This window comes from Criblamydia sequanensis CRIB-18, assembly GCF_000750955.1.
Classification (GTDB): domain Bacteria; phylum Chlamydiota; class Chlamydiia; order Chlamydiales; family Criblamydiaceae; genus Criblamydia; species Criblamydia sequanensis.
On the sequence record NZ_CCEJ010000021.1, the window covers coordinates 1 to 1,232 of the forward strand.

Annotated in this window: 2 protein-coding genes and 1 pseudogene; all 3 read right to left on the bottom strand. The window is 34.3% G+C overall.

Annotation, left to right across the window (positions count from 1 at the left end; genetic code table 11):
* Positions 1-404: 404 nt before the first annotated feature.
* Positions 405-527, bottom strand: a complete 123-nt coding sequence (locus CSEC_RS13575; RefSeq protein ID WP_079978072.1) for an RHS repeat-associated core domain-containing protein — start codon at positions 525-527, stop codon at positions 405-407.
* Between the two features lie 73 nt (positions 528-600).
* Positions 601-861: a CPCC family cysteine-rich protein gene (locus tag CSEC_RS12460; protein ID WP_041018825.1), complete on the bottom strand. Its 261-nt coding sequence runs from the start codon at positions 859-861 to the stop codon at positions 601-603.
* Between the two features lie 8 nt (positions 862-869).
* Positions 870-1,232, bottom strand: a pseudogene (locus CSEC_RS13285) (hypothetical protein); the annotation flags it as partial.

A 1,232-nucleotide genomic window follows, 5' to 3' on the forward strand; every position in this document is an offset into this window, starting at 1 on the left:
ATCCCCTTGATAGAGGAAGTTTGGAGTTTCACAAGCTATGCAAATGAAAATTTAAAAATTTTAGTCAAAAATCTATTACTCTCCAAATGATTTCAATGGATGGCAAATAATTAAATTTCATTAAACGAAAGAGCAAAAATTAAAATAGTACTGTTAGTAGAGTTAGTAGTTGTTTTAAAGCACTTAAGATTATCAAGCATAACTCCTACGTAAACCCACTCATTACGAATGGTAATTAATTCTTTAGAATCAGTTATACATTCTGCATTAAGATGGATTCGGATGCAACAATTCCAAAATTCATACTCAAATGTAATGCATAGCAATCAGAAAATTCAATTTCAGAACTCCCTTTTTCTTCTGGACACTCTATCAAAAGTCTAACTACATCTTGTTCTCCAGGTTTAGCCATCTGCGAAGCCTGCCGGGTCAGGAGTGATCCATCGGCCAATGTCTGGTTGATAGTAACGCCTGCCAAAATAATAGAGGCCTGACTCTTCATCAAAATGTTTAGCTATTAGTCCTATATTTTCTAATCAAATTTGAAGTCTTGATAATTTAAAAAATGCGAGATTGCTTTCAGAAATTTATAAACTCCATTTAATCTGGGTTTGGTGGAATTTCATTAGGTAATGGTTCTCTAGCATTCTTAATTTTTGATTCTGAAGAAGCTCCAAATTTTAAAAAATTTATTTTAGCTTTATTTAAACTTTCCTCATTTGCTCCCCCTTCATAATTAGGGTGGTTAAATTGAAAGTCGTCATCCTCCCACCGACAGACATCGCAAATTTCAAATGTGCCAGGGGGAGGATCTGATAAAGTGAGATAACCACAGCAAGGGCAAGCAAATAACTGATCCATTTTTTTCTTTAATTTCCATTTTGCCAATAGGCCGATCCCTGTTTTGGACGAAACATAGTCTTTGGTACACCATCTTTTGTATAAGCAACAAAAATATTTTTCTCAGAAAGGTACTTCAGAGTTTCTCCGTTTGGACGCATTTTCACCAAGGCGCCGGGATGGTCTTTTATTGTATGAGCAAGCTCCACATACTGTTTAGCATTTTGAATTTCCAAAAATTCACCTTTATGATCTTTCCAGTGTGAAAAAGCATTTTTTACAGAGTTCTTATTTTTAGTTGAAGACCAAATTTGTTTACTAACTTTTAATTCAGTATCAGCAACATTAATTCCATTTTTAACTAGGAGACGCTCAGCGACTTTGTTAGTATC